Origin of the sequence: Actinoplanes sp. NPDC051513, from assembly GCF_044454685.1 — a bacterium.
Taxonomy (GTDB): Bacteria; Actinomycetota; Actinomycetes; order Mycobacteriales; family Micromonosporaceae; genus Actinoplanes.
On record NZ_JBITDW010000001.1, the window covers coordinates 807,831 to 831,872 of the forward strand.

Annotated in this window: 25 protein-coding genes; 15 read left to right on the plus strand and 10 right to left on the minus strand. The window is 71.7% G+C overall.

Annotation, left to right across the window (positions count from 1 at the left end):
* Nucleotides 1-135: 135 nt before the first annotated feature.
* Genes ACIA5D_RS03865 through ACIA5D_RS03880 form a run of 4 tightly spaced genes read left to right on the plus strand, consistent with a single transcriptional unit; the run spans nt 136 to nt 3,269 of the window.
* Nucleotides 136-543: an RrF2 family transcriptional regulator gene (locus ACIA5D_RS03865; RefSeq protein ID WP_396028281.1), complete on the plus strand. Its 408-nt coding sequence runs from the start codon at nt 136-138 to the stop codon at nt 541-543.
* Between the two features lie 8 nt (nt 544-551).
* Entirely contained in the window at nt 552-1,622 is a 1,071-nt protein-coding gene (locus ACIA5D_RS03870) for an ABC transporter substrate-binding protein (RefSeq protein ID WP_396028282.1), read from the plus strand.
* A 14-nt stretch (nt 1,623-1,636) separates the two neighbouring features.
* Nucleotides 1,637-2,413 (plus strand): ABC transporter ATP-binding protein, encoded by a 777-nt coding sequence (locus ACIA5D_RS03875; RefSeq protein WP_396028283.1) that lies wholly within the window; start codon nt 1,637-1,639, stop codon nt 2,411-2,413.
* Nucleotides 2,403-3,269, plus strand: coding sequence for an ABC transporter permease (locus ACIA5D_RS03880; protein WP_396028284.1), 867 nt, complete (start codon nt 2,403-2,405; stop codon nt 3,267-3,269). Before ACIA5D_RS03875 ends, ACIA5D_RS03880 begins: the two co-directional genes overlap by 11 nt.
* On the opposite strand, the gene ACIA5D_RS03885 is transcribed toward ACIA5D_RS03880, so the two are convergent.
* Both ACIA5D_RS03885 and ACIA5D_RS03890 read right to left on the minus strand, forming a co-directional pair.
* A complete protein-coding gene (locus ACIA5D_RS03885) occupies nt 3,266-4,150 on the minus strand; it encodes a hypothetical protein (protein WP_396028285.1) in 885 nt (294 codons plus the stop codon). The genes ACIA5D_RS03880 and ACIA5D_RS03885 overlap by 4 nt on opposite strands.
* 34 nt (nt 4,151-4,184) lie before the next feature.
* Nucleotides 4,185-4,385 (minus strand): hypothetical protein, encoded by a 201-nt coding sequence (locus ACIA5D_RS03890; RefSeq protein WP_396028286.1) that lies wholly within the window; start codon nt 4,383-4,385, stop codon nt 4,185-4,187.
* Between the two features lie 113 nt (nt 4,386-4,498).
* On the opposite strand from ACIA5D_RS03890, the gene ACIA5D_RS03895 reads away from it, so the two are divergent.
* Nucleotides 4,499-5,212, plus strand: a complete 714-nt coding sequence (locus tag ACIA5D_RS03895; protein ID WP_396028287.1) for a lysophospholipid acyltransferase family protein — start codon at nt 4,499-4,501, stop codon at nt 5,210-5,212.
* Between the two features lie 83 nt (nt 5,213-5,295).
* Here ACIA5D_RS03895 and ACIA5D_RS03900 read toward each other — a convergent pair whose 3' ends face one another.
* Nucleotides 5,296-5,499, minus strand: coding sequence for a cold-shock protein (locus tag ACIA5D_RS03900; RefSeq protein WP_030442529.1), 204 nt, complete (start codon nt 5,497-5,499; stop codon nt 5,296-5,298).
* Nucleotides 5,500-5,764: 265 nt separating this feature from the next.
* Here ACIA5D_RS03900 and ACIA5D_RS03905 point away from each other — a divergent pair, with 265 nt between their 5' ends.
* Nucleotides 5,765-6,130 carry a pilus assembly protein CpaE gene (locus ACIA5D_RS03905; protein ID WP_396028288.1) on the plus strand — a complete coding sequence of 122 codons (366 nt, stop codon included), beginning with the start codon at nt 5,765-5,767 and terminating at the stop codon, nt 6,128-6,130.
* Here the strand turns inward: ACIA5D_RS03905 and ACIA5D_RS03910 are convergent.
* From ACIA5D_RS03910 to ACIA5D_RS03930, 5 genes are all read right to left on the minus strand, one after another.
* Entirely contained in the window at nt 6,127-9,558 is a 3,432-nt protein-coding gene (locus ACIA5D_RS03910) for a UvrD-helicase domain-containing protein (protein ID WP_396028289.1), read from the minus strand. The genes ACIA5D_RS03905 and ACIA5D_RS03910 overlap by 4 nt on opposite strands.
* On the minus strand, nt 9,555-13,466 hold the full coding sequence (locus tag ACIA5D_RS03915; protein ID WP_396028290.1) for a PD-(D/E)XK nuclease family protein: 3,912 nt from the start codon (nt 13,464-13,466) through the stop codon (nt 9,555-9,557). The genes ACIA5D_RS03910 and ACIA5D_RS03915 overlap by 4 nt, the downstream gene beginning before the upstream one ends.
* 29 nt (nt 13,467-13,495) lie before the next feature.
* Nucleotides 13,496-14,518: a LacI family DNA-binding transcriptional regulator gene (locus ACIA5D_RS03920; protein WP_396028291.1), complete on the minus strand. Its 1,023-nt coding sequence runs from the start codon at nt 14,516-14,518 to the stop codon at nt 13,496-13,498.
* 303 nt (nt 14,519-14,821) lie between these two features.
* Nucleotides 14,822-15,364 (minus strand): TIGR00730 family Rossman fold protein, encoded by a 543-nt coding sequence (locus ACIA5D_RS03925; RefSeq protein WP_396028292.1) that lies wholly within the window; start codon nt 15,362-15,364, stop codon nt 14,822-14,824.
* A 1-nt stretch (nt 15,365) separates the two neighbouring features.
* Nucleotides 15,366-16,145 (minus strand): TIGR00730 family Rossman fold protein, encoded by a 780-nt coding sequence (locus ACIA5D_RS03930; RefSeq protein WP_396028293.1) that lies wholly within the window; start codon nt 16,143-16,145, stop codon nt 15,366-15,368.
* Between the two features lie 190 nt (nt 16,146-16,335).
* On the opposite strand from ACIA5D_RS03930, the gene ACIA5D_RS03935 reads away from it, so the two are divergent.
* On the plus strand, nt 16,336-16,521 hold the full coding sequence (locus tag ACIA5D_RS03935; RefSeq protein WP_396028294.1) for a hypothetical protein: 186 nt from the start codon (nt 16,336-16,338) through the stop codon (nt 16,519-16,521).
* Between the two features lie 33 nt (nt 16,522-16,554).
* On the opposite strand, the gene dapE is transcribed toward ACIA5D_RS03935, so the two are convergent.
* Nucleotides 16,555-17,634, minus strand: coding sequence for a succinyl-diaminopimelate desuccinylase (dapE, locus tag ACIA5D_RS03940; protein ID WP_396028295.1), 1,080 nt, complete (start codon nt 17,632-17,634; stop codon nt 16,555-16,557).
* A gap of 75 nt (nt 17,635-17,709) precedes the next feature.
* Between dapE and dapD the strand changes: the two genes are divergently transcribed.
* Nucleotides 17,710-18,657, plus strand: a complete 948-nt coding sequence (gene dapD, locus ACIA5D_RS03945) for a 2,3,4,5-tetrahydropyridine-2,6-dicarboxylate N-succinyltransferase (protein WP_396028296.1) — start codon at nt 17,710-17,712, stop codon at nt 18,655-18,657.
* A 13-nt stretch (nt 18,658-18,670) separates the two neighbouring features.
* On the opposite strand, the gene ACIA5D_RS03950 is transcribed toward dapD, so the two are convergent.
* On the minus strand, nt 18,671-19,474 hold the full coding sequence (locus tag ACIA5D_RS03950; RefSeq protein WP_396028594.1) for a LysR family transcriptional regulator ArgP: 804 nt from the start codon (nt 19,472-19,474) through the stop codon (nt 18,671-18,673).
* Nucleotides 19,475-19,554: 80 nt separating this feature from the next.
* Here ACIA5D_RS03950 and ACIA5D_RS03955 point away from each other — a divergent pair, with 80 nt between their 5' ends.
* The 7 genes from ACIA5D_RS03955 to ACIA5D_RS03985 all read left to right on the plus strand — a co-directional run bounded on the left by ACIA5D_RS03955 (nt 19,555) and on the right by ACIA5D_RS03985 (nt 23,951).
* Entirely contained in the window at nt 19,555-20,151 is a 597-nt protein-coding gene (locus tag ACIA5D_RS03955; RefSeq protein WP_396028297.1) for a LysE/ArgO family amino acid transporter, read from the plus strand.
* A gap of 61 nt (nt 20,152-20,212) precedes the next feature.
* On the plus strand, nt 20,213-21,235 hold the full coding sequence (locus tag ACIA5D_RS03960; RefSeq protein WP_396028595.1) for a MerR family transcriptional regulator: 1,023 nt from the start codon (nt 20,213-20,215) through the stop codon (nt 21,233-21,235).
* A gap of 33 nt (nt 21,236-21,268) precedes the next feature.
* Entirely contained in the window at nt 21,269-21,583 is a 315-nt protein-coding gene (locus ACIA5D_RS03965) for a metalloregulator ArsR/SmtB family transcription factor (RefSeq protein ID WP_396028298.1), read from the plus strand.
* Nucleotides 21,580-21,960, plus strand: a complete 381-nt coding sequence (locus tag ACIA5D_RS03970) for an SRPBCC domain-containing protein (RefSeq protein WP_396028299.1) — start codon at nt 21,580-21,582, stop codon at nt 21,958-21,960. The genes ACIA5D_RS03965 and ACIA5D_RS03970 overlap by 4 nt, the downstream gene beginning before the upstream one ends.
* 68 nt (nt 21,961-22,028) lie before the next feature.
* Nucleotides 22,029-22,787 carry a class I SAM-dependent methyltransferase gene (locus ACIA5D_RS03975; RefSeq protein WP_396028300.1) on the plus strand — a complete coding sequence of 253 codons (759 nt, stop codon included), beginning with the start codon at nt 22,029-22,031 and terminating at the stop codon, nt 22,785-22,787.
* Nucleotides 22,788-22,794: 7 nt separating this feature from the next.
* Nucleotides 22,795-23,502, plus strand: a complete 708-nt coding sequence (locus ACIA5D_RS03980; RefSeq protein WP_396028301.1) for a carbon-nitrogen hydrolase family protein — start codon at nt 22,795-22,797, stop codon at nt 23,500-23,502.
* A 53-nt stretch (nt 23,503-23,555) separates the two neighbouring features.
* On the plus strand, nt 23,556-23,951 hold the full coding sequence (locus ACIA5D_RS03985; RefSeq protein ID WP_396028302.1) for a RidA family protein: 396 nt from the start codon (nt 23,556-23,558) through the stop codon (nt 23,949-23,951).
* Nucleotides 23,952-24,042 lie beyond the last annotated feature (91 nt).

Consider the following 24,042-nt stretch of genomic DNA (forward strand, 5'->3'; position numbering starts at 1 on the left):
GTCCCCACGGCAGGTCACCACCCCGGCGGGGTCCCGCGATGCGGTCGGCGCTTGACGTACCTTTCCCACCTCGTCCATTATTCCCATGCATCAGATAGGGAAAGCAGAGTTTGGGATCGAGAGGAGGACCGCCTCGTGTACGTCTCGGCGCGCACCGACTACGCCGTACGGGCCATGCTCGCCATCACGGCGGAGCACCCTCGCCTGGTCAAGGCCGCGGGACTCGCGGCGGTCCAGGACATCCCGCTCAGCTTTCTCCAGGGCATCCTGCTCGACCTGCGCCGCGCCGGGCTGCTGCACAGCCACCGCGGGGTCGACGGCGGGTACGCCCTGGCCCGCCCCGCCGACGAGATCACGGTCGGCGACGTCGTCCGGGCCGTCGGCGGCGCGCTGACCACGGTGCGAGGACTGCCCACCGCCACCACGACCTACCACGGCGCCGCCACCGGGCTGCGCGATGTGTGGGTCGCCGTCGAAGAGGCCATCGAGGGCGTCGTCGACCACCGGACCCTCGCCCAACTCTCCCCGATAACAAACACCTAGGAGTGAGCATGAGCTCCCGCACCGTACGTGCGCTTGCCCTCGCCGCGACCGCCCTCATAGCCGCGACCGCCCTCACCGCCTGCGGTGACGACGACAAGGACACCGCCTCCGCGTCCGGTGGCAGCGCCGAGGCGTCGGCCATCCGGCTCGGCTACTTCCCCAACATCACCCACACGCCCGCGCTGATCGGGGTGAACAAGGGCTTCTTCCAGGAGACCCTGGGCAGCACCAAGCTCGAGGCCAAGACCTTCAACGCCGGCCCGGCCGCGATCGAGGCGCTGCTCTCCGGGGCCATCGACGCCACCTACATCGGCCCGAACCCGGCGATCAACGGCTGGTCGCAGTCCAAGGGCAGCGCCCTGAAGATCATCGCGGGCAGCACCTCGGCCGGCGCCGGCCTGGTGGTCAAGCCGGGCATCAACACCGTGGCCGACCTCAAGGGCAAGAAGATCGCCACCCCACAGCTCGGCAACACGCAGGACGTCGCCCTGCGCGCGTACCTCAAGCAGAACGGCCTCAATGCCGACGCCCAGGGCGGCGGCGACGTTTCGATCCTCCCGCAGGACAACGCCACCATCCTGCAGGCCTTCGCCCAGGGCGCGATCGACGGCGCCTGGGTGCCCGAGCCCTACTACAGCCGGCTCCAGCTCGAGTCGGGCGGCAAGGTGCTGGTCAACGAGAAGGACCTGTGGCCGGGCGGCCAGTTCGTCACCACCCACGTGATCGTCTCGCAGGAGTTCCTGAAGAAGTACCCGGGCACGGTCAAGAAGCTGCTCCAGGGCCACCTCAAGGCGCTCGACTACATCAAGACCGACGAGCCCGGCGCGGAGAAGGCGGCCAACGCCCAGCTCGAGGCGCTCTCCGGCAAGCCGCTCAAGGACAACATCCTGGCCGCGTCGTTCAAGAACCTGAACTTCACCGCCGACCCGATCGCCTCCTCCCTGTTCACCAGCGCTCAGCACGCCCAGGACGTCGGCCTGCTCAAGCCGGTCGACCTCAAGGGCATCTACGACCTCGGCCCGCTGAACGAGCTGCTCAAGGCGGCCGGTCAGCCCGAGGTGAGCGACGCCGCGGCCTGAAAGGCGAGAGATCAATGAGCCTCCTGGAACACACCGGAGTCCGTACGGATCCCCTGGTACGCCTCGAGAACGTCTCCAAGCAGTACGGGTCGGGCAGCTCGGCGCTGCTGGCGCTCGACCGCGTCTCGCTGACGGTCCGGCAGGGCGAGTTCGTCTGCCTGCTGGGCGCCTCCGGCTGCGGCAAGAGCACGTTGCTCTCGCTGGTCGCGGGGCTCGACAAGATCAGTGGGGGCACCCTGGACATCGGCGGGCGGAAGGTGTCGCTGATGTTCCAGGAGGCCGCCCTCTTCCCGTGGCTCTCGGTCTCCGGCAACGTCGAGCTGCCCCTGCGGCTGCAGGGCGTGGGCCGGGCCGAGCGCAAGCGGCGCGCCGAGGAGCTGCTCGAGATCGTGCGGCTGCGCGGCTTCGGCAACAAGCGGCCGCACGAGCTCTCCGGCGGTATGCGCCAGCGTGTGGCCCTCGCCCGCGCGCTGGCACAGGACGCCGACATCCTGCTGATGGACGAGCCGTTCGGCGCGCTCGACGCGATGACCCGCGACATCCTGCACGACGAGCTCGAGCGGATCTGGCGGGAGCAGGAGCTCACCGTCCTGTTCGTGACGCACAACGTGCGCGAGGCGGTACGGCTCGGCGACCGGGTCGTCCTGCTCAGCAGCCGGCCCGGCCGGGTGATCGAGGACTTCCCGGTCACCCACCCCCGGCCCCGGCGCATCGATTCCCCCGAGGTCTCCGGCCAGGCCGCCGAGATCACCGACCGGCTCCGCGCGGAGGTGGCCCGCCATGCCAACTGACACCGCAGTCGTCGAGTCCGCCGAAGTCAGCGGCCTCGACAATCTCGAGCTCGCGCCCAAGACCAACAAGGGCACGATCGGCAAGCGGATCTGGCGCAACACCTGGCCCAAGCTGCTGGCCGTCGCGATCGTGCTGATCGGCTGGCAGGTGGTGGTCTGGTCCGAGTGGAAGCCGGAGTACGTGCTGCCCGGCCCCAGCCAGGTCTTCAGCGACCTCGGCGACGTGGTCACCAGCGGCGACTTCTGGGACGGCGTACGCCTGACCCTGACCCGGGCGCTGACCGGTTTCGCGCTGGCGGTGGCGATCGGCACCGTGGTCGGCGCGGCCGTCTCCCAGTTCCCGCCGCTGCGGGCCGCGATCGGCTCGCTGATCACCGGCCTCCAGACGATGCCGTCGATCATGTGGTTCCCGCTCGCCATCCTGCTCTTCCAGATCAGCGAGAGCGCGATCATGTTCGTCGTGGTCATCGGCGCCGCGCCGTCGGTGGCGAACGGCCTGATCAGCGGCATCGACTACGTGCCGCGCACCTGGCTGCGGGTCGGGCAGGTGCTGGGCATGCGGGGCATCGCGAAGTATCGGCACCTGATCCTGCCGGCGTCGCTGCCGTCGTTCATCTCGGGGCTCAAGCAGGGGTGGGCGTTCTCCTGGCGCAGCCTGATGGCCGGCGAGCTGCTGGTGATCGTGCCGGGGGCGCTCTCCATCGGCGTACGCATGCAGCAGGCACGCGACCTGTCCGACTCCAGCCTGGTGATCTGCTACATCATCGTCGTCCTGGTGATCGGCATCCTGATCGACGTCCTGTTCAACGCCGCCGACAACGCGTTGCGCAAGCGCTGGGGCCTGACGGGTAGTTAGAGGACTCGGACTGATTTCATTACGTCTTCTACTACGTAGTCCCACTGCTTGTGTGTGCCTGGGATGGAGACGTACAGGACGGCGGCGGTGGGCTTGCCTACGTCTATGACAGCTACCGCGGACAGTTCCTCGGTGGCTTTCAGGCCCAGGGCGTGGAAATGCAGGCGGAACTCGCTCAGGTAGGCCGGGCGGCCGCCCAAGGTGGTGAGGCCGTCGCTGATCGGCTCCAGCGTGTTGGGCTGCGGGTAGTACTCGGCGCGCACGTCGGCGGCCACCTGGCGGCCGACGCACTCGAGGTTGAGCGAGACGGCGTCGTTGTCGGCGGCCGGCACCGCGGCCGACAGGATCGAGGCGTGGTAACCGCCGCCGCTGTACCTCTCGGTCACGAAGTGCTGGCCGACCTTGTACGGCACCTCCAGGGTCCCGGCCCGCCACACCTCCCCCCACGGCACCCACGGCGCCCCGTACGCCTTGTAGGAGATGCCGGCCTCCTCGTCGACCGTGCGGGCGCCGGTCGCCGCGGGCGGAGCGCTGGGCGCCTGGGTGGGCGCGGCGCTCGGCGACTCGGTCGGCGCGGGGCACGCCTGGGCCAAGGGTGGGCGCACATCGGTGGGCGCCGAGGCCTTGTCGCGAAACGGGTTGGATTCCCCCGAGAACGCCAGCGCCAGGATGATCACCAGGCCGACGGCGACGATCCCGCCGGCTATGCCGCCGAAGATCTGAAGCTGCCGCCGGCGGCGTTGCGGGCCGTCGGGCCGCGGAGGACCCGGCGGGGTGGGCGGCGGCGCGACCGGGGGCGCCCCCGGCGCGGTCACCACACCCGACGCGAACCGGTCGCCCGGGCGCTGCCAGGCGAACGTCTCCGGGGTCGGCTCAGACATGAATCCCAGTGAACACCACGCGCCTGAGAACGCGTCACGGCGTCAGGGACGCGCCCCCGTCCTGTTCCTGGCCGACGAGACGGGCGATATGGTCGCCGACGGTCGTGATCTCCGAAGTGGCAGGTGGTGCGGCCGGGTACCACGGCGCGAACACCACCACCAGCACCAAGGCCAGGCCGGCGCATGCCACGGCCAGCACGAAAGCCAGTTCACGACGGGCGGGCGTGCTGCGCATGCGGTTCCTCCCGGGCCGGCGAACAGAAGCGTCACAGGTTAAGACGCAGCCAGGCCTCCGCCGGTTGCACCCCGACCCAGCCGATCTTCAGAAAGGTCGGCTACCGTCTCTCCATGGAACTCGTGTATCCACCGGTCATCGCCTTCGCCAAGACGATGTTCCGCGCGCTCGACCTGAAAATTCAGGTCGACGGCGCCGAGCACATCCCGCGCGAGGGTGGGGCGGTGCTGGCGAGTAACCACGTGAGCTATCTCGACTTCATCTTCTGCGGGCTTGCCGCCCAGCCGACCAAGCGACTGGTCCGGTTCATGGCGAAGAAGTCGGTTTTCGACCACAAGGTCAGCGGTCCGCTGATGCGGGGCATGCGGCACATCCCCGTCGACCGCGACGCCGGTGCGGCGTCATTCCGCGAGGCGACCAACGCGCTGAAGGGCGGCGAGGTGGTCGGCGTGTTCCCCGAGGCGACGATCAGCGAGTCGTTCACGGTGAAAGAGCTCAAGTCGGGTGCGGTCCGGCTGGCGCGCACGGCCAAGGTGCCGCTGGTCCCGATGGTGGTCTGGGGCCCGCACCGGCTATGGACCAAGGGCCACAAGAAAGAGCTGACCAAGCGGCACGTTCCGGTGCTGATCAAGGTGGGCGAGGCGATCGAGATGCCCAAGGGCGTCTCGCCCGACGCGCTCACCGCGCTGCTGAAAGAGCGCCTGAGCGGGCTCCTCGGCGCGGTGCAGAAGGCGTACCCGGACAAGCCCGCAAGCCCCGACGAGCGCTGGTGGCTTCCCGCTCACCTGGGTGGCACGGCGCCGCTGCCGGAGGCAGCAGCCGTCTGATCATTCCGGCTGAGGGCGCACGGCGCCGCATCCCTGGCCCCAGGGATGCGGCGCCGCCTCATTCGGTTCTGATCTCTGGGAGATCAGACAGCGCGGATGTTCGCGGCCTGCGGGCCCTTCTGGCCCTGGGTGACCTCGAACTCGACTCGCTGGTTCTCCTCCAGGCTGCGGTAGCCCGACATCTGGATCGCGGAGAAGTGGGCGAAGACGTCGGCTCCGCCGTCGTCAGGGGTGATGAACCCGAAGCCCTTGTCCGCGTTGAACCACTTCACAACGCCGGTAACCATGATCGTCTCCTCGACGGTCGATCGCTCCCGACCATTATGGACGGGAACGAGGTGGTAAGACCCGGATTCCCCGGGTCTCGTGTCGCCGTACTGATCGCCCGTACCGGAGGAATCCGGGTTACGACAAAGAGCGCCTGGGGCAGACTTCCCCACAGGCGCTCCTGAGTACTTGGGAACCAAACGAACAACGGTCGGAGCGTAGCACGCGTATGGAGGCTCAGCGGTGATCGGCGTACAACTCGCACGACAGCTCAGGGAGGCCGGGTTGGCCTGGAAGCCGGCGCTCGGCGACCGCTTCGCCATCCCCGACCGCGACCTCGACGACGAGGTCTTCGTGCTCAGCAATATGACCATCGAGGTGCACACGATGCCCGAGGGGCGCGTGATCGGCTTCAACGGCACCACCGAGTGGGCGCTGGACGACGTGGAGATCGAGGAGACCGTCTGGCTGCCCAGGGAGGACCAGCTGCGGGAACTGCTCGGCGGGACGTTCCGCGGCCTGCGCCGCGATCCCGCGGGCTACGAGGTGACGATCGATCTGCTGGGCGAGGAGCGGCGGTTCGTCGGTCCGGCTCCCGAAGACGCGTACGCGGCCGCGCTGCTGCACCTTCTGGCGGCAGCCACCGCCTAAACACTCGATTCAGGCACTTCTGCGACAAGGGCCGCCAAAGCCTCGGCGTCGAGGAGGTCGGCCGGGCGGACGGTTACCTGCTCGCGCACGTAGTGGAAGCCGGCGCGCACCCGATTGACCGGCACACCCGCCAGCGAGGCCCAGGCGATCCGGTACGCCGCCAGCTGCACCGCCGCCGCCTCCGCCTCCGGGCCGGACGGGCGGCGGCCGGTCTTCCAGTCGATCACGTCGTAGCGGTTGCCCGACTCGGCGAAGACCGCGTCCATCCGGCCGCGCACCACCACGCCGGCCACCGAGGTCGCGAACGGGACCTCGACCTCGATCGGGGTGCGGTCGGCCCACTCGCCGGTCAGGAACGCCTCCTGCAGGGCCGCCAGCTCCTCGTCGGCGGCCGCGTCGTCGTCGGCCGCGCCGGGCAGCTCGTCGATGTCGATCAGGCGGACCGAGCCGAAGCGCTGCTCCAGCCAGGCGTGGAAGGCGGTGCCGCGGCGGGCGTACGGCGCGGGCCGCTGCGGCAGCGGGCGGCGCAGCGACCGGGCCAGGCCCTGCGGGTCGCGGCGCAGCACCACCAGCTGCGACACGGACAGGTGGGCGGGCAGCGCCACCTCGATCGGGCCGTCCCGGCGGCCCCGCTCCTCCCGCTCGGCCAGCAGCAGGTCGGCCTCGCGGCGCCAGCGGGCGACGTCCGGGTCGGCCGCCATCTCGTCCTCGGCCGCCGTGATCACCGCGGCCGCGGCGGCCTCGTCCAGCGTCGGCAGACCCACCAGGTCGGCCGCGAAACCCGCCCGCGCGGCGATCTCGGGCTCGTGCGCGGCCAGCTCGGCGAACGCCTCGGCGGCCGAGGCTTCCGGCCGGGAGATCATGCGACGGATCAGGTCGGCGGCGGCGGTCATGGCCGGGCGGCGGCGGCCCAGCGGGTCGAGCGGCCACTCCAGCGACTGCACCTCCTCCCCGGAGGGGTTGGAAGCGTCGGGGGCGGGCTCCGGCGCCCAGCGGTCGACCAAGCCCGAGCCGCTCGCGCAGGTCACGCGGATCTCGTCGAGGAAGACCGACGGGCCGCGCGGGCGCTTCACGCCGTCGCCCCACCAGTAACCGGAACACAACAACAGGCGGCGGGGGCGCGTGACCGCCACGTATGTGAGCCGGCGTTCCTCCCGCTCGTCGTGTTCCCGCCAGGCCCGGCCGAAGGCGGTGACCGCGGCCAGGACCCCCTTCTGGTCGACCGCCTCGGAAAGGTCCAGCCGCGGCAGCCCCGCGGAGTCCCCACGCAGCGGGAACGGCAGCACGCCGATGCCCATCAGGTAGTGGTCGGTGCCGCGGACCTGGCCCGGCCAGACGCCACGGCTCAGCCCGGCCACCGACACCACGTCCCATTCCAGGCCCTTCGCGGCGTGTGCGGTGAGGATCTGCACCGCGCCCTCCACCACGTCGACCTGGCCCGGCTCGAGCCCTCGCTCCTCCTCTTCGGCGGCGGCCAGGAAGGCGAGGAAGCCGGCCAGCGTGCCGCCGTCGGTCTCACCCGCGTAGCGGGCCGCCACGTCGCCCAGCGCGTCCAGGTGGCCGCGGGCCAGTCCGGCGTCACCGGCCCGCCAGCCGCGCACGGCGACCTCGACGTCCAGGCCGGCCGTCCGCTCGATGTCGGCCACCAGATCGGGCAGCGGCTGGTCCAGCCGCTGCCGCAGAGCGCTCAGCTCCCGGCTGTACGCGCGCAGCCGGGCGTAGCCCTCGGCCGAATACTGCTGGGGAGCGCCCAGGTCGGCCATCGCCTCGATCAGCGTGGCGTCGTCGAGCCGGTCGCTCAGGAACTCCTCCGGGTCGGCGCGGTTGACCACCTCGGCGCGGGCGGCGGCCAGCCCGCGGGCGCGGCGGTGCAGCGCCACCAGGTCGCGCGGGCCGATCCGCCACCGGGCGCCGGTCAGCAGGCGCAACAGCGACGCCCCGTCGGTCGGGTCGGCCAGCACCCGCAGCGTCGACACCACGTCGCGTACCTCGGGGGTGTCCAGCAGGCCGCCCAGTCCGACCACCTCGACCGGCAGCCCCCGGGCGCGCAGCGCCTGCTCGATCACCGCGATCTGGCTGCGCACCCGCACCAGCACGGCGCTGGTCGGGCGCTTCTCGACCGGGATCTGCTCGGGCGCCGCGTCGAGCATGCCCGCGGTGATCCGCCACGCGGCGAGCATCTGGTCGGCGATCCAGTCGGCCTCCTCCGCGTACGTGTCGAGCAGCGCGCACGTGACCGTGCGGCCACCGACGCTCGCCGCGACCCGGGGTGCCGACTGCAGCGTGGCCACCTGGGCGCCGAAGTCGCGCAGCGGTCGGGACAGCTCGTTGGCCACCTCGAGGATCTCGGGACGGTTCCGCCAGCTCTTGGTGAGGCTCTCTATCGCGGCGTCCTCGCCCGCCTTCGTGGTGAACTCGCCCGGGAAGCGGTCGAGGGTGCCGGCCGAGGCGCCGCGCCAGCCGTAGATCGACTGGCAGGGGTCGCCGACCGCGGTCACCGGGTGGCCGCCGCCGAACAGCGCGTTCAGCATCGTCACCTGGGCGTGGCTGGTGTCCTGGTACTCGTCGAGCAGGACGATCCGGTAGCGGCCACGCTCGATCTCGCCGACCTCGGGGTGGTCGCGGGCCACCAGCGCCGCGCGAGCCATCTGATCGCCGAAGTCCATTGCCTCCAGGTCGAGCTTGCGCTGCTCGTAGAGGCGCACCAGCGGCAGGAGGGTGAGCCGGTGCCGCTGCCGTTGCAGCACGTCGGCCACGTCCTTGTAGACCCGGCCGGGCATCTCCTGCACCTCGGCGAAGAAGCGCCCGGTCCACGCGGCCAGCTCGTCCGGGCTGACGAGATGCTCGGCCAGCTCGGCGGCGAGCGCGAGCACGTCGTCGGTCACCGTGCCGGGGGCGCGGTTCAGGCCGGTCATCTCCCCCGTGTACCCGCGGACCAGCGAGTCGACGATCTGCCAGCGAGCGGCCTCGGTGAGCAGGCGGGCCGACGGCTCGAACCCGGCGCGCAGGCCGTGCTCGGTGACGATGCGGGCCGCGTACGAGTGGTAGGTGGAGATCGTGGCCTCGCCGACCAGCGCGTCGTCGCGTCCCAGGCGGCGCACCAGCTGGCCGAGGCGGACGCGTACCCGGTGGGCGAGCTCGCCGGCCGCCTTCCGGGTGAAGGTGAGGCCGAGGATCTGGTCGGGGTGGGCGTACCCGTTGGCGACCAGCCACACCACCCGGGAGGCCATCGTCTCGGTCTTGCCCGAGCCGGCCCCCGCGACCACGAGCAGCGGCTCGACCCGCGCCGAGATGATGTCGGACTGCTCGGTCGTGGGCAGTGGCAGGCGCAGCAGCCTGGCCAGCTCGGACGGCGTGTAACGCGGTCCCGAGTCGGCACGGCGGCGCGGCGCCGCCGGTTCGTCGGCGAAGAGGCTGGGCTGGGTCACTGCGTATCTTCTACTACCTGACGTCCCTTGCCGGAGATCGGGCAGCTGGTGCGGACCGGGCAGACCCGGCACCGGCTGTTCGCCACAGCGGAGAAGGTAGCAGCGGCCATGGTCTCGGCGGTGCGCCGGACCATCTCGTGCGCCCAGCGCGGATCGGTCGCGTCGGCCAGCGGAACCTGCATCTGCTCGCGGGCATCCTTGCCCGGGCCGAGCTGCACCAGCGCCGCGCCGCCGCTCTCGATGCCATGGTCGGCGAACGCACCCGCCTCGACGGCGGCCTGATAACCGGCCAGCTGCGCGTGCTCCTCGAGGTCGGCATTCGCCACGGCGGTCGTCTTGCCGGTCTTGAGGTCGATGACGACCAGACGGCCTTCCTCGTCGACCTCGAGCCGGTCGACCCGCCCGGTGAGCTGGATCGGCCGCCGCTCGTCCTCGAGCCGCACGGTGAACTCGTGCTCGATCGCCAGGAGCCGCCGCGGGTTGGCGGCGAGCCAGCGCAACAGCTTGTCGACCATGCCCTCGGCGCGCTCCTGCTCGGGGCCGGCCAGCCAGCGGGCGGCGAGCTCGATCGCATCGAACCGCGCCGAGACGTACTCGACGAGCTTCTCCCGATCGGAGTTGGCGTCCTCGGCGAGCATGGCGGCGGCGTGCACGAGGTTGCCGACGCCCTGGGCGGGGCCGGGCGGCGCGGCGCCGCCGTGGCGTTCGAGCAGCCAGCGCAGGCTGCAGCGGAGGGCGCTCTCCATCGAGGACGGGGTGACCTTGACCGGCTGGCCCTCGTCGACCAGCGGGCGGTCGTCGGAGAGCGGGCGCAGCCCCCACCACTCGTCCGGGTGAGCGCCCGGTACACCGGCGGCGGCGAGGCGAGCCAGCTCTTTGGCGGCGGCGAAGCGCCGGCCGGGGGTCTGGTCGCGGCCGACCACGACGGTTCGCAGCTCGGCCACCAGGCCGGACAGCGTCAGGGCACGCGGCGCCCGGCCGACCGGAATCTCCGTTTCGAGGAACGACCGCGGCTCGCCCCCGTCGGAGGGTGCGCTCTCCTCGGGATCGGCCGGCTCGATCGAGGCCGCCTCTTCCGACGAGCCGGAAGAATCCGACTTGTCCGGCAGGGCGGGGGCGTCGGATGGGCCGGGCTCAGGTGGGCCGGACTCAGGTGAGCCGGACTCAGGTGAGCCGGACTCAGGTGAGCCGGGGTCGGGTGAGCCGGGGTCGGGTGAGCCGGGGTCGGGTGAGCCGGGGTCGGGTGAGCCGGGTTCGGGTGAGCCGGGGTCGGGTGAGCCGGGTTCGGGTGGGCCGGTGTCCCACGGGTCCGGGTCGGGCGGCGTGTCCGGAGCTGGTGGCACGTCGGGGGGTCGGGGTGGGGAGCCGGGGTCGCCGGGGAGCGGGAACGACAGCTCCGTGAGGAAGCGGCTGGGCTGCTCCTCACCCTCGGCGCCACCCACGCCGGCCGACGCCACGGCGGTGACGATCAGCTTGCGGCGGGCTCGGGTGGCGGCCACGTAGAAGAGGCGGCGCTCCTCGTCGAGCAGGGCCGAGGTCTCGCCGACGACCGCGGCGAGGCCGGAGGCGGCGCGGCCGGCCAGGACGTCCACCAGGCGTTCCGAGCCCAGCAGGCTGCCGCGCAGGCGGAGATCGGGCCAGATGCCCTCCTGGACGCCGGCCAGCACCACGACGTCCCACTCGAGGCCCTTGGCGGCGTGGGCGGTGAGCAGGCGGACGGCCTCGCCGCGGTCGGCGCTGGGTGCGATCGAGTCGGCCGGGAGGTCTTGGCCCAGGACGTGATCGAGGAAGACCTCGGTGCGGGCGCCGGGAAGGCGGTCGACGAAGCGGGCAGCCGCGTCGAAGAGGACCACCATCGAGTCGAGGTCGCGATCGGCGGCCTCGGCGCGCCACTGGCGAGCACGGGCCACGTCGGCGTCGTCGGCGAGGCCGACCCGGGTGCTCATGCCGTACCAGCGGTCGGAGAGGCGGCTCTCCCGCCAGACCGTCCACAAGACCTGTTCGGCGTTCGCGCCGGGCGCCGCGGCGGCCTCGCGGGCGGTGGCGATCAGGCGGGCAACATTCTGTGCGGGGACGGCCCAGCGGCGCTCGACCATGTCGAGACCGGCCGGGTCGCGGACGGCGTCGACCAGCAGCTCGCCCGAGGGGCGGCGGTCGCCGGCGGCCAGGGCCAGGGCGCGCAGGCCCTGGCGGAGTCGCCGCTCGGCCAGTGGATCGGCCCGGCCCAGCGGGGAGTGCAGGAGGGCTACGGTCGCTTCCTCGTTGAGGGATTCCGGGTCGAGGGCGCAGCGCAGCAGCAGGAGGAAGGGTGCCACGGCCGGTTGGAGGTGCAGCGGCATGTCTTCGGCGTGCGTCACGGTCGGGACACCGGCCGCGGCGAGGGCTCGCTGGTAGGAGGGCAGCTGCAGGGAGGTCGAGCGGAGCAGCACCGCCATCCGCGACCAGGGGACGCCGTGCAGGAGGTGAGCCTCGCGGAGGGCGTGGGCGACATAGGCGCTCTCGGCAGTGGACGCCCGGAAGGTACGCACGACCGCGCCCTCGGGAAGGCCCCCGGCCGGCGGGTGGCCGGCCTGAGCGGGGCCGCTCGCGCCGCCTGCCTGGCCGGCCTGAGCCGGGCCGCTCGCGCCGCCTGCCTGGCCAGCCTGAGCCGGGCCGCTCGCGCCGCCTGCCTGGCCAGCTTGAGCCGGGCCGCTCGCGCCGCCTGCCGCGCCAGCCTGAGCGGGGCCGCTCGGGCCGCTCGGGCCGCTTGCCGGGGCGGGCTGGGTCGGGCTGGGCTGGGCCGCGCCGGGATCGGTGGTGGCGGGTGGGGGTGGTGGGTGCATCGGGCGGTGGGTGATCGGGCCTCGCATGTGGCGTGCCACCCTGGACGTCGCCGTGAGCAGGGGTGACGTGGCGCGGTAGTTCGTGTGGAGGGTGATCGTTTCGGCCACGGCGCCCGAGGCGGTGCGGAACTTCGACGCGAAGTCGGGCACCGCGGCGGGGTCGGCGCCCCGGAAGCCGTAGATCGACGAGTCGGGGTCGGCGAACGCGACCACGGGCTTGCCCCCGCCGGCCACCCGGTGCAGCAGCTCGATCTGGGCAGGGTCGGTGTCGGCCAGCTCGTCGACGTAGACGTAGGCGAGGCGGTCGCGCTCGGTGGCCAGCAGGCCGGTGTCGTCGGCCAGCAGGCCCGTCGCGGCGCGGACCAGCTCGGCGGGGTCGTAGGCGGAGGAGCCGCGGGTGGTCACGTCGCGCAGGGCGAGAACCGCGACGTACTCCCGGAGGAAGCGGGCGGCCGCCGGCCAGTCGTCGCGGCCGAGGCGCTCGCCCAGGCGGGCCAGCTCGGCCGGGCCGACGCCGCGCTCGGCGGCGCGCTGCATCAGGTCGCGCAGCTGCTGGGCGAAGGCCCGGGTGGGGATCGCGGACCGCAGCGCCTCGGGCCAGCCGATCTCGTCGGGAGCGTCGGGGTCGCCGACCACCTCGAGGAGCTCTCGGATGATCAGATCTTGCTCGGGGCCGGTGAGCAGCCGGGGGGACGGCTCGCCGCGCTCGGCCGCCGAGCGGCGCAACAACGCGTACGAATAGGCATGGAACGTGCGCACCAGCGGCTCGTGCATGATGCGGCCGCGGTCGCCGGCTATGCGGGCCTCGATGCGGTCGCGCAGGGCCGCGGCGCCGCGGCGGCCGAAGGTCAGGACCAGGATGCGCTCGGGGTCGACGCCCTCGGCGATACGCGCCGCCACCGCCTCGACCAGCATCGTCGTCTTGCCGGTGCCGGGGCCGCCGACCACCAGCAGCGGCCCGTCGACGTGATCGGCGACGTAACGCTGGATCTCGTCGTCGTGCAGAACGGGCAGCGCCGAAGGACGGCGCCGGACCAGGCGGTAGACAGGCCGGCGCACCGAGGCAGAAGCGGCCGGCGTGCTCACGGCATCAAGGAAACCACGTGGGTACGACGTTATTCGACGGGCGGCTTGCTCACCGAGCGCCGGCGGCGGATCGGCATCGGCAGGCGGGTCACGTCGGGCGGCGACTGCGGGCCGAGCAGCGTCTCGACCGCCTGCCAGCCGAGCTCGTAGTGCGGCAGCGCGATGCTGGTCAGCTGGGGTCGCAGCCAGGCCGCGAGCTCGGAGTCGTCGAAGGAGATCACCGAGATGTCGTCGGGGATGTCGACACCGGCCTCGCGCAGCGCCTGGTACGCCCCGAGCGCCACCCGGTCATTGAGGCAGATCAGCGCCCGGGGGTCGAGGCCGTCGGCGAGCGCCCGGCTGACCGCCTCGTACGCCGAGTCGGGCCACCAGTTGCAGTCGATCGTGCCGGCGAGCCGTGCCCCGGCCTCGCCGAGGCCTTCCTTGATGCCGGCCAGCCGCTCGCGCGAGGCGAAGACGCCCCGGCCCGGATGGCCGACGACGTAGATTCCGCGCTGGTGGCCGGCCTCGAGCAGCACCCGCGCCGCGGCAAGACCGGCCGCCAGCTCGTCGGGAATGATCGAGTGGTGCGCCGGCCGGGCGCCCCGCGTCAGGCAGTTGAGCAGGACGACCGGGCGTCCGCGCAGCTGCTTGGGCACCGCGATGTACCGGGTGAACATGCTGGCGTAGATGAACGCGTCGACCTGCCGGTCGAGGAAGTCGGCGATCAGCTTCTCCTCGACGACTGGGTCGCCCTCGGTCTCACCGATGAACAGCAGATGCCCGCGGGCGACGGCGGCGGCCAAGCTGCCGTGGATGGCGCGGCCCGCGTACGGGTCGGAGGCGATCGTGTCGGAGACCAGGGCGATCGTTCTGGTGACCTTCGTCCGCAGGCTGCGCGCCATCAGGTTGGGCCGGTAGTCCAGCTCCTGGGCCGCCCGGAGGACCCGAAGGCGCGCGTCTTCGGAGATCCTCATGTCCTGGTGACGTCCGGCCAGGACGAAGGAGGCCGTGCTGCGGGACACGCCGGCCCGCTGCGCGACCTGCAGAAGGGTCGCCCGTTGCGGCGGCATGACACGCAGTGTTCCACATGGAACCCAGATATTTGCCATGGAGTAATCGGGCGATTACCGATCGACATGTCTTGACGGTCACCCGAACGGGGGCCAGGGTCGATTTAGACCGATTGAGCAAAGCAAACGATGGGGCAAACGTGCCCCGGCGAGTTGCGACCCCGTCGGGTGACCCGGAGCGAGCGCACCGAACGCGTCCGGTGAGAGCGCGCGACAGGAGCGCCCCGATTCACCCCGCGGGTTCACCGGGGCCGAGGCCACGCCGGGATGGGTGTGGTGACACCCATCCCGGCGTGGCGACTCCTACGAGGCGGATTCGATCTCGTCGAGAGCCGCGCCGATCGACTTGGCGACCGAGACGCGGGCGAGCGCCGCCGGGCGCACGAAGGCCGCGTCGGCCAGCCGGCCGAGCCAGGCGAGCAGCCCGTCGTAGAAGCCGTCCGGGTCGAGCAGGACGATCGGCTTCGCGTGCAGGTCGAGCGTGGCGGTGGTCCACACCTCGAAGAGCTCGTCGAGGGTGCCGAGGCCGCCGGGCAACGTGATGAACGCGTCCGACCGCTCGATCATGAGATTTTTCCGGGTGCCCATGTCGTCGGTGACGATCAGCTCGTCGGAGTTGAGGTCGGCGACCTCGAGGTCCACCAGGGACTGCGGGATGATGCCGAGCGTATGGCCGCCGCCCGAGCGGGCGCCGTCGGCCACCGCGCCCATCATGCCGACGCAGCCCCCGCCGGAGACGAGCGTGTGGCCGCGGGCGGCGAGCTCGGCGCCGGTCTGGGTGGCCAGGTCGAGCCACTTCTGGTCGAGGGTGCTGGAGGAGGCGCAGAAGACGCAGATCGCGGCCACGTCACCGCTTCCCGTCGGCGGCGGCGAGGGCGGCGTCGGCGTCGACGATGATCTGCACTGCCTCGTCGACGTCGTCGGTCACCAGGATGAGGTCCAGGTCGGACTCGCTCACCTTGCCGTCCTTGAGCAGCGTCCGCTTGATCCACTCGATCAGGCCCGACCAGTACTCGGAACCCATGAGGATCACCGGGAAGCGGGTGACCTTCTTGGTCTGCACCAGCGTGATCGCCTCGAACAGCTCGTCGAGCGTGCCGAACCCGCCGGGCAGCACCACGAACGCCTGCGCGTACTTGACGAACATGGTCTTGCGGACGAAGAAGTAGCGGAAGTCGATGCCGACGTCGACCCAGTCGTTGAGACCCTGCTCGAACGGCAGCTCGATGCCGAGCCCGACGGACATGCCGCCGGCCTCGGTGGCGCCGCGGTTGGCCGCCTCCATCACACCCGGCCCACCCCCGGTGATCACCGCATAGCCGGCCTCGGCCAGCGCGGCGCCGAGGTCGGCGGCCATCTCGCACTCCTCGCTGTCGGGCTTGCTGCGCGCCGAGCCGAAGACGCTCACGGCGGGCGGCAGGTCGGCCAGCGTGTCGAAGCCCTCGACGAACTCGGACAGGATGCGCAGCGCCCGCCAGGCGTCCTTGGTCTTCCACTCTCGCCGGTGATGCGAGTCGAGCAGCTTTTCGTCCGCCGTGCTCGCGGGAAGGGATTCGCGGCGCAGCGTGACCGCTCCGCGATGACGCTCCGGCTCCGTGCGCCGTCGCCCGTTGGTGCTGTCCGTCATGCCACAAAGGTAGTGCGGACGGTCAGTAGCCGGTGAATAACCGGTTGGGTTTCGGCAAGAGGATTGCGACCGGCGAACGTTTTTGGCAGGTTGAAGCAACGGACGGTAGCTCTGAAGCGTCTGTACAGTTACGAAATCCACGGCAGCTCGGCGCCCGGCCTCGGCCGGGCTCCTGGCTTAGGGAGCCACCGTGACGAACAGGTACGAGCGTTTGAAGGCCCAGCGCCGCATGCAGCGGCGCATCCGTCTGGTGGTCGAGGAGCGGCGGATCGCCCGCGCCGAGACCCCCGGGCCGCCGAGCGATCCCGAGCAGACGATCGAGATCCCGCCGCAGGCGCTACGCGCGATCGGGCGGTTCCCGGTCCACGCCCTTTAGAAAGCACGCCCTGCCCTTTAGAAAGCACGCCCCTCAGAAAGAAGGCGCTGCCAACCAGCGGTGCAGCGTCGCCGCTCCGTCACGGATCTTGCCGATCTCGACGTGCTCGTCGGGCGCGTGTGCGAGCAGAGGGTCGCCCGGACCGTAGTTGAGCGCCGGGATGCCCAGCGCCGCGAAGCGGGCCACGTCGGTCCAGCCCAGCTTGGCCGCCGGCTCCGAGCCGACCGCGGCCAGGAACTCGCGGGCCGGCGCCGCGGTGAGCCCGGGCAGCGCGCCCGGCGCCGAGTCGGTGAGCTCGAGCTCGAAGCCCTCGAACACCTCCTGCACGTGCTCGAGCGCCTGCTTCTCGGTGCGGTCGGGGGCGAAGCGCATGTTGACCTCGACCACGCATTCGTCCGGCACGACGTTGCCGGCGACACCCCCCGAGATGCGTACGGCGTTGAGCCCCTCCCGATACGTACACCCGTCGATCGTGACCGTGCGGGGACGGTAATCCTGAAGTCGCCGCAGCACCTCGCCGGCCGCGTGGATCGCGTTGACCCCCCGCCAGGCGCGAGCGGTGTGCGCCCGTCGGCCGTGCGTGCGCACCAGCGCCCGCATCGTGCCCTGGCAGCCGGCCTCCACGACGCCGTAGGTCGGCTCGAGCAGCACCGCGAAGTCGGCGAGCAGCCACTCCGGGTGGGCCTCGGCGACCAGCGCGAGCCCGTTGTACTGCGACTCGATCTCTTCCGCCTCGTAGAAGAGGTAGGTGAGGTCGTAGCGAGGATCGGGCAGGGTCGCCGCCAAGTGCAGGGCGAGCGCGGTGCCGGACTTCATGTCGGACGTGCCGCAGCCGTAGATGAGGTCGTCGACGACCGTCGAGGGGAAGTTGTTGTTGATCGGCACCGTGTCGAGGTGGCCGGCCAGCACCACCCGCTGTTCCCGTCCCAGATCGGTGCAGGCCATCACCGTGTTGCCGAGCCGGTCCACACTCAGATGCGGCGCCTTCCGCAGGACCTCCTCGACACAGTCGGCGATCACCTTCTCGTTGCGCGAGACGGACTCGATGTCGACCAGAGCGCGGGTCAGCACGACGGGGTCGACCAGCACGTCCGGGGTAAGCGGGTTGGCCATAGGGCGCACCATACCGGCCTAGCGTGAATCACCCTCGGGGTTAAGATCCTCGTCACGTTTAGTAGGGTCTGCTGCGTGGAAACCGCCCTCTCGACCTCGCCCGCCTGGGGTATCGGCCTCGCCACGGTCACGGCCGACGGCCAGGTCCTCGACGCCTGGTATCCGACCGGCTTCCTCGGCCTCGGCGACGCCCCGGCCGAGGCGCCGACGCTGCCGGCCGGGCTGACCGGCCCGCGCTCACTGCCGGGGCTGTCGGTGATCGAGGTGAGCGTCGCGATCGACTCGCTGACCGACCCGATCAAGGACGCCTCCGACGCGTACCTGCGGCTCCACCTGCTGTCGCACCGCCTCATGCGGCCGAACACGGTCAACCTCGAGGGCATCTTCGGCGCGCTGGCCAACGTCGCGTGGACGTCGGCCGGCCCGTGCCTGCCCGACCGGGTCGACGACCTTCGCCTGATCGAGCGGGCCGCGGGCCGCCACCTGCAGGTGTACGGCCTCGACAAGTTCCCGCGGATGACCGACTACGTCACCCCGACGGGCGTGCGCATCGCCGACGCCGACCGGGTGCGCCTCGGCGCCCACCTGGCCGCCGGCACCACGGTCATGCACGAGGGCTTCGTCAACTTCAACGCCGGCACGCTGGGCGTCTCGATGGTCGAGGGCCGCATCACGCAGGGCGTCGTGGTGGGCGACGGCTCCGACATCGGCGGCGGGTCGTCGATCATGGGCACGCTCTCCGGCGGCGGAAAAGACCGGGTCAGCGTCGGCGAGCGCAGCCTGATCGGGGCGAACTCGGGCATCGGCATCTCGCTCGGCGACGACTGCGTGGTCGCGGCCGGCGTCTACATCACCGCGGGCTCGAAGCTGACCCTGCCGGACGGCCGCGTGGTCAAGGCCCGCGAGCTGAGCGGGCAAGACAACCTGCTCTTCTGGCAGAACTCGGTGACGGGCACGCTCGAGGCGCGGCCGCGCGTGGGCACGGGCATCGAGCTGAACTCGGCCCTGCACTCCAACGACTAGGGCACTCCAACGACTAGGGCCGCAGCGCCGCGGCGGCGGCCGTCTTGACCGCCGCCGTGATGTCCTTCAGCACGGCCGACTCGATCTTCCAGTACTGCCAGTAGAGCGGCACGTCGAGGTATTTATCCGGAGAAAGGGGACGATAGTTCCCGGCCGCGATGTCGGACAGGGCGCGCTGCTCGGGGACCATCCCCCAGCCCAGGCCTAGTCGGATCGCCTCGACGAAAGCCGCCGCGGCCGGCACATAGTGGATCGGCGGATCCGTGCGCCGGCGCAGCGAGGCGAGAAATCGGTGCTGAAGCCGGTCCTTGCGGTTGTAGACGATCATCGGCGAGTCCAGATCGCCGGTGCCGACCGGCAGGTAGCGCATCGACCCGAGCGGCTCGAGCCGGCAGCCCTGCACCGCCACGTGCTCGGCGGTGACCGCGGCCATCGCGGTGCCCGAGCGCAGCAGGTCGGCCGTGTAATCCTGGTCGTCGGTGTGCAGTTCGTAGGCGGGTCCCGGCACGGCCGCCAGCGCCGGCAGGAACCAGGTGTCCAGCGAGTCCGCGTTCACCACGATCGACACGCGGGTGCCGTCACGGGCCTGGGCGAGCGCCTCGCGCTGCAGCAACTCGACCTGCCCCGCGAAGCGGACCAGCGCCTCACCCGCGGGAGTGGCCACGCACGGTTTCGCCCGGCGCACCAGCACCTGCCCGACCGCGCTCTCCAGCGCCTTGATCCGCTGGCTCACGGCCGAGGGCGTCACGTGCAGCTGCCGCGCCGCCGCCTCGAAACTCCCCGTGTCCACGACCGCCTGGAATGTCGCCAACTGCATCAGGTCCACGTAAGAGAATCTAAACCAACTTCAAAATCTTTAGTTTGAGTACGGGTTGAGCACCGCTTAACGTCGATAGCGTGTTCACCTCCGTCCTCGCCGGTTTCGCCGCCTCCGCCGTCCTGATCGTCGCCATCGGCGCGCAGAACGCCTTCGTCCTGCGCCAGGGTCTGCGCCGGGAGCACGTGCTCGCGGTCGTGGCGGTTTGCGCGCTCTCCGACCTGGTGCTGATCCTGGCTGGGATCGGCGGCCTGGGCGCGGTGGTCTCGGCCCGTCCCGACGCGGTGACGGTGATCCGCTGGATCGGGGCGGCCTTCCTGGTGACGTACGCGATCATGGCGGCGCGGCGCGCGATGCGCCCCGCCAAGCTGAACCCCGCCGAGCGCGCGCCCGCCACGCTGCGCGCGACCCTGCTCACCTGCCTGGCCCTCACTTACCTGAACCCGCACGTCTACCTCGACACCGTGCTGCTGCTCGGCTCGATCGCGCAACACCACCCGCACCGCTGGCTCTTCGGCATCGGCGCCGCGGCGGCCAGCCTGGCTTGGTTCACGGCGCTCGGCGCCGGCGCGCACAAGCTCGCCCCGCTGCTGGCCCGCCCAGCCGCCTGGCGCCTCCTCGACGGGCTGATCGCCCTGGTCATGCTGGGCGTGGCCGCGAGCCTCATCACGGGCTAGCGTCGGCCCCCTTGACTCTCCAGCTAGTGGAGACACCAGAGTCGGGCAGGTGCGAGGAGAGATGCGCGGCATCGGCGAGGTGGCCCGGGCCAGTGGCCTGGCGGTCAGCGCGCTGCGGTTCTACGACAACGCGGGCGTGCTGGTCCCGGCCGAAGTCGACCCGGCGAACGGCTACCGCCGGTACACCGACGAGCAGGTGCGCGCCGCGCGGCTGATCGCCGGCCTGCGCCGCGTGGGCCTGCCGGTCACCGAGATCGCCGAGGCCGTCCGCGAGATGGGCGACCCCGACGCGGTCCGTGACCGGCTCGACCGCCATCGCCGGCGGCTCGAGGACGGTCTGGCCGACGCCAAGCGTGAGCTCCTCCGCATTCACGCCCTGCTCGATCTGGAGGAGAACCTGATGACCCGGATCACGCTGCCCGCACGCGACCTCGCCGCGAGCCTCGACGCCGTGCGCTTCGCCGCCGCCGACCCCGCCGGCCTGTTGCCCGGCGTGCTCTTCGACACCGGCGACGGACTGCTGACCCTGGTGGCGACCGACCGCTACCGGATGGCGCTGGCCGAGGTGGGCGCCATCGTCGAGGGGCCGCCGGCGCGGCTGGCGCTGCCGCTGGAGTTCGTCGAAGAGCTGCTGACCCTCGACGGCGCCGTCACCCTCGACCTGGCCGGGGAGGTGCGGGCCGAGGCCGGCGGGAGGGTCATCGGGTGCAAGCCGCTTCCGGTCGACTTCCCCGACTACCGCCGCCTGCTCGATCACGGACGCGAGCCGGCCGTCCGCGCCACGGTCGACACCGCCGCGCTGCGCGAGCTGGTGGCGGCCGCGCCGGGGACGCCGCGGGAACACGACGGGACGGCGTACGAAATCGTGATCTTTGGTGTTGATCTGGATGGAAGCGTGCGGCTCGCCGCGGAGAGCGAGTGGTCGGAGCAGCACGTGGCGGTGAACCGGGAGTTCCTGCTGGAGGCGCTGGACGCGGGCGGCGCGGGGCAGCTCGTGCTGGAGCTGGACGGGCCGATCCACCCGCTGGCGGTGCGCGTGCCCGGCGAGTCCCGCTTCTCGGTCCTGATGCCGGTACGCCCTTGACGTGTCGGAGATTTCCGACGCATTATCGACGGCATGCCGGAGATGGACGTCTTCGGCGCGCTGGCCAACCCGGTGCGCCGTCAACTGCTCGAGGCCCTGCGCGGCGGGCCGCTCCCCGCGGGTGAGCTCGCCGCGCGCTTCTCGCTGAGCCGGCCCTCGATCTCCGAGCACCTGGCCGTCCTGCGCCAGGCCCGGCTCGTCACCGAGGAGCCGCGCGGCCGCCATCGCTACTACCACCTGGCCGCCGAGCCGCTGGCCGACGTGCAGGACTGGCTGCATCCGTTCGAGCGCTACTGGCGGCAGCGCCTCACCGCGCTGCGCGACCTCGTCGAAGGAGATTCTGAATGAGCAAGATCGAGTGCGACCAGTTCATCGCCCGGCAACCCGCCGCGGTGTGGCGGGCGCTCACCGAGCCCCACCTGCTGGCCTCCTGGTGGGCGCCCGGAGACATCAAGCCGGTCGTCGGCCACCGCTTCACCATGGACATGGGCGAGTGGGGTCAGCAGCCCTGCGAGGTGCTCGAGGTCGAGCCCGAGCGGCTGCTCAGCTACACGTTCGCCGAGGGCGTGCTGAACACTACGATCACCTGGCGGCTCGAGGCCGAGGGCAACGGCACCCGGCTCTTCCTCGTGCACGACGGCTTCGAGCCCGGTTCGCAGGCGCTCGAGGGAATGGGCAACGGCTGGCCGGGCATCCTCGCCCACCTGGCCGTTGTCATACCGTAACCATGTTTCCGGCTTGAGTCGCGTCACAACCGAGGCCGACTCATAGGTGGCGTGACTAACGTCGGCATGTGCGCAGCGGGCAGCAGTACGGCGAGCCGGTCGACTCGACCACGACCGCCCTCGGCGAGCGCGCCACCGGCCTGGAATTCGCCTGGCTGGACGGCCGTCCCGGGGAGCCGTCGTGGTCGTACCCCGACCTCGCCCGCGCCCTGCTGCGCCGTGCCGACTCCCTGCTCGATCTCGACACCGGCAGCGGTGAGCTCCTCGCCGAGCTCGCCCCGTTGCCGGCACACACCGTCGCCGTCGAGAGCTGGGCCCGCAACACCCCCGTCGCCCGCGACCGGCTCGGCCCCTTCGGGGTGCCGGTGCTCACCGAACTGCCGGGCGGCGAGGACGAGTTCGACGTGGTGCTCAGCCGGCACGGCCGGCTGCCCGCCGCCGACATCTACCGGCTGCTGCGCCCCGGGGGGTGCCTGCTCAGCCAGCAGGTCGGCAGCGACGACCTCGCCGAGCTCAACACCGCGCTCGGCGCGCCCGCGGCCTACCCGCGGTCGTGGAACGCCGAGATCGCGGTCGCCCGGCTCGAGGCGGCCGGCCTCCAGGTGACCGACGTGCGCGAGGAACGCCCCACGCTCCACTTCGACGACACCGCGTCGGTCGTGCGCCGGCTGCGCGACCTGCCCTGGCAGATCCGCGACTTCAGCCCCGAGAAGTACGCGGACGCCCTGGGCCGCGTCGACTCGTACATCCGGCTGCACGGCGGGCTCGTCGTGACCGCCCATCGCTTCCTCGTCCAAGCGGTCCGCCCCTACCCCCCGAAGGAATGATCGGCCCATGCGCTCCCTGGTCATCGCCGTCTGTCAGCCCCGTGTCGTGGCCCTCGATGTCACCACCAATGCGACCCGGCACGCCGCCGCGGTGCGCGCGGCCGCGGCCCGGGTCGTGGTCTTCCCCGAGATGTCGCTGACCGGCTACGAGCTCGACGCGCCGATCGTCGCGCTCGACGATCCGCGGCTCGCTCCGCTGGTCGAGGCGTGCGCGGCGACCGACACGGTGGCGCTGGTGGGCGCGCCGATCGACGGGCCGTACATCGGGATGCTGGCGATCGACCGCGGCGGGGCGCGGGTGGCCTACCGCAAGCAGCACCCGCATTCGAGCGAGGAGCGGTTCCTGCCCGGCCCGGCGCCCGAGGTGCTCGAGGTCGACGGCTGGCGGCTGGGGCTCGCGATCTGCCGGGACACGGGAATCCCCGAGCACGCGGCCGAGACCGCGGCGCTGGGCATCGACGCGTACGTGGCCGGGGTCGTCGACCCGCCGGCGGGCGAGACCGTCATGGCCGAGCGGGCGCGGCGGGTCAACAAGGAGCACGGCGTGTGGGTGGCCGTGTCGTCGTTCGCCGGGCCGACCGGCGGCGGGTACACCGAGACGGCCGGGCGGTCGGGCATCTGGGCGCCGGACGGCCGGGTGGAGGCGCGGGCCGGGCGGGCGCCGGGCGAGATCGCGCGGGCCACGATGGTGGCCTCTTCGCTGGCCCGCCTCTGAGGCATTGCCAGCACCAGCGTCACGGTCCGACCGCAGCCGTTAGGCTGCGCGGCATGCAGCACCATGTCCGGCCCGAAGGGTCGCCCCCGGCCAACGGCTACAGCCACGCGGTGTCCTTCGCCGGGCCGATCGTGGTGATCTCCGGGCAGGTGCCGCTCGACGCCGAGGGGCGGCTTGTCGGGTACGACGACGCCGCCGAGCAGACGCGGCAGGTGTTCCGGAACCTCGAGGTCGCGCTGGAGGCGGCCGGGTCCACGATGGGCGACGTGGTGAAGCTGACCATCTTCCTCACGAATATGTCCGACCTGACCGCGTTCCGCCAGGTGCGGGACGAGTTCGTGGATACGCAGCGGCCGCCGGCGAGCTCGCTCGTGCAGGTCAGCGGGCTGGTTCACCCTGCCTTCCGGGTCGAGATCGAGGCGATCGCGGCGGTCCGGTCGATCCCTTAGGCGCGTACGGATTAGGCCGACCGGGTGCAGTTCCCGCTCGCACCGCTTCGCGTCGCGCATTCTCCTTTCCGTGGCCCGCTCGCCCGGCGTG